Raw genomic sequence first — 3,383 nt, forward strand, 5'->3', positions numbered from 1 at the left:
GCTCAGGGTGGCCAGTTCGACGTCCTCGACGGTCTTCCAGGGGCCGGTGCGGGCCGGTCCGTAGATCAGCTCAGACTTGTAGTATCCGTTCAGCGTTTCGGCCAGGGCGTTGTTCCACGTCGTCAACTGCGCTCGATCCGGTCGGTGATCAGCGAACTGTTGGGGTGACGCACCCGTTTCATCCGTGGTCCGGGCGGGAGTTTGTGTTTCTGGCGGTTCGGCAGACGTGGTCGCAGGATCGGGTGTTCTTCCTCGACGGGGAGGGCCGGCAGTTCTCGCTGCCGGTGGGCTGGACGGATGCGGCCGAGCCGGACGCGTTCGTCACGATGGCCGCGGGCCGGTCGCCGTTCCGGTTCGCCGATCTGGTCGAACTGCGGCGGTTGATCGACGGGCTATCCGACTGAACGACTGTAAACAGAATTATGCCGCTAGTGTTAGGAAGATTATGCCGTCAGAGCTCACGGGCACGTCGTTGGAGTTCTGTAATTGTCGTCGTTATCGAGTTACAGTGCTGTGATTTCGCGGCGTTGTGGGGCGTGTCGAACATCAGATCATCAACATATGGCGGCATAATTGTTCTTACACACGAGTCAGGAGGTGCCTTGTGGCGCGGAAGTCGGATGCGAAGAAGGCGGCGCTGGCCGAGACACGGACGCTGAATCCCCGCCCGGAGGCGGTGCGCGACGAACAGTTCGCGTCCTCGGAGTTCTTCGATGCCCGCGATCTGGTGCAGGTCAAATACGAGATGGTGCGAAGGGTACGGGTCGACGGCGCCCCGGTCACGGCCGCGGCGGCCACGTTCGGGTTCTCCCGGCCGTCGTTCTACGAGGCCGCCGCCGCGGTGGACCGCGAGGGGCTGGGTGGGCTGGTGCCGGCCAAGCCCGGCCCGCGGCGCGCGCACAAGCTCACCGACGAGGTCATCGCCTACGCCCGGCGGCTGCGCGAGCAGGACCCCGGGGTTGGGTCGGCGCAGCTGGCTGATGCGATCGCGGCCAAATTCACGCTCAGGGTGCACCCGCGATCGGTGGAGCGGGCCTTGGCCCGCGCTGAGAGTTCCAAAAGTGGAGACGCGCAATGACATCGACGGTACGGGCGGGGACAGATCCGACGTTGTGGACGGCTATGAGCGGCTGCGGGCCCGCGCGCTTGGCGGCGATGCCGACGGGTGGCGGTTGGGGCTGGGGGTGTTGCAGCAGCGCGGGGTCGCGGCATGGCTGCGGGTGCGCCAAGCGGCCGTCGCGACGGTCTCACCGCCCACGCCCACCCGGGCGGGGGCGCGCCTTGCCGGGGGTGTTGAGGCCGAGTTGGTCGGGTTGCTGGCGTCGATGGCGCTGGCTGTCGCGTCGCGGGGGTGATCGGCGATGAGCGAGCAGACCGCGGCGAAGGTGACCGGCGCGCACCTGGCCCGCACCGCCTACCTGTACGTGCGCCAATCGACACTGCGGCAGGTGCTGACCAACACCGAATCCGCCGCCCGCCAGTACGCGTTGCGGCAGAAAGCGATCGCGCTGGGCTGGCAAGCCGAGGCGATCGTCACCATCGACACCGACCAGGGCCAGTCCGGCGCCAGCGCCGCCGACCGGGAAGGCTTCCAGCATCTGGTCGCCGAGGTCAGCATGGGCCACGCCGGGATCGTGTTGGGTCTGGAGGTATCCCGGCTGGCCCGCAACAACGCCGACTGGCACCGACTGCTCGAGATCTGCGCCATGTCGGCCACGCTGATCTGCGACGAGGACGGCCTGTATGACCCGACCGACTTCAACGACCGGCTGCTGCTCGGGCTCAAGGGCACCATGAGCGAGGCCGAACTGCACTTCATCCGGGCCCGCCTCATCGGCGGCCAATTGTCTAAGGCCCGCCGCGGCGAACTGCAGATGGGCCTGCCCGTCGGCCTGGTCTACGACCCCACCGGCAAGGTCGTGCTCGACCCGGATACCGGCGTGCAACACGCCATCCGGCACGTGTTCACCCTGTTCGCCCGCACCGGCTCGGCCCGCGCAACCGTACAGCAATTTAACGCCGACGGGCTGCTGTTCCCGGTACGGGTGCACACCGGTGCCCACAAGGGCGAGCTGGCCTGGATGCCGCTGCAGCACTGGCGGGTGCTGCGCACCCTGCACAACCCCCGCTACGCCGGCGCCTTCGCCTACGGCCGCCGCCGCGAATGCCTCGCCGGCAACGGCAAGAAGAGCTACCAACTCGTGCCGCGCGAGCAGTGGATCGCGCTGATCCGCGATGCCCACCCCGGCTACATCAGCTGGGACCAGTACGAAACCAACCAGAAGCTGCTGCTAGACAACGCCACCGCCCACGGCGACGACCGCGCCGCCGGGCCCGCCCGGGAAGGAGCCGCGCTGCTGCAGGGCCTGGCCATCTGCGGGCGCTGCGGACGCCGGATGACGGTGCGCTACCACACCCGCCGCGGCATCGAAGTCCCCGACTACCAATGCATGGACCGCTGCATCCAAGACGGTGCGCAACGCTGCCAAACCATCCCTGGCGCCACCGTCGACGCCGCCGTCGGCAGCCTGCTGCTCGACACCCTCACCCCGCACGCGCTCGAGGTCGCCCTGACCGTGCAGGCCGAACTCGACACCCGCGCGGCCGAAGCCGACGCACTGCGCCGCGGGCACGTCGAACGCACCCGCCACCGCGCCGACCTGGCTCGTCGCCGCTACCTGGCCGTCGACCCCGACAATCGGCTCGTCGCCGACAGCCTCGAAGCCGACTGGAACGACGCGCTACGAGCCCTGCACACCGCGCACGAGGACTACGAACGCGCCAGCGCCGCCGCCACAGCCACCCTCACCGACGAACTGAAGGACCGAATCCGTTCGCTGGCAACAGATTTCCCCGCCCTCTGGTCCAACCCCAATACCCAACAGCGCGACCGCAAACGCATGGTCCGCCTCCTAGTCGACGACGTCACCCTGCACAAGACCGACAGCATCCACCTGCACGTGCGCCTGCGTGGCGGGCAGACCCACAGCCTCGCCGTCGCGATCCCACCCACATCCTGGCAAGCCCGCCAAACCCGCCCGGACACCCTCGCCGCACTCGACCGGCTCCTCGACACCCACACCGACGCCGAAACCGCTCACGCGCTCAACGCCGACGGTCACCATTCCGGCGAGAACAAGCCGTTCACCGCCGGCATCATCGTGCACATCCGCTGCAAGTACCATCTACCTAGCCACGCCGACCGGCTCCGCGCCCAAGGCTTGCTCACCGCCAACGAACTCGCGCAACGTCTCGACGTGCACCGCAGCACCATCAAGAACTGGACCCGAGCCGGAATCCTCAACTCACACAAGGCAAACGACAAGAACGAGCGCCTCTACCAACCACCCATACCCGGCGACCCCCGCCTCACCACCCGACAA

4 protein-coding genes are annotated in these 3,383 nt (G+C 68.0%); all 4 read left to right on the top strand.

Features of this window, described 5'->3' with window-relative positions; all coding sequences use genetic code 11:
• The first annotated feature begins 164 nt into the window (after positions 1-164).
• Positions 165-404 carry a DUF5372 family protein gene (locus ACLP9N_RS26205; RefSeq protein ID WP_442394577.1) on the top strand — a complete coding sequence of 80 codons (240 nt, stop codon included), beginning with the start codon at positions 165-167 and terminating at the stop codon, positions 402-404.
• A gap of 200 nt (positions 405-604) precedes the next feature.
• Entirely contained in the window at positions 605-1,078 is a 474-nt protein-coding gene (locus ACLP9N_RS26210) for a helix-turn-helix domain-containing protein (protein WP_442394578.1), read from the top strand.
• Entirely contained in the window at positions 1,062-1,355 is a 294-nt protein-coding gene (locus ACLP9N_RS26215) for a hypothetical protein (RefSeq protein WP_442394579.1), read from the top strand. The genes ACLP9N_RS26210 and ACLP9N_RS26215 overlap by 17 nt, the downstream gene beginning before the upstream one ends.
• A 6-nt stretch (positions 1,356-1,361) precedes the next feature.
• Positions 1,362-3,383 (top strand): recombinase family protein (locus ACLP9N_RS26220; RefSeq protein ID WP_442410116.1); only part of this gene is annotated, 2,022 nt, incomplete at its 3' end.

The organism is Mycobacterium sp., assembly GCF_052144515.1.
In the GTDB taxonomy this organism is placed as follows: Bacteria; Actinomycetota; Actinomycetes; order Mycobacteriales; family Mycobacteriaceae; genus Mycobacterium.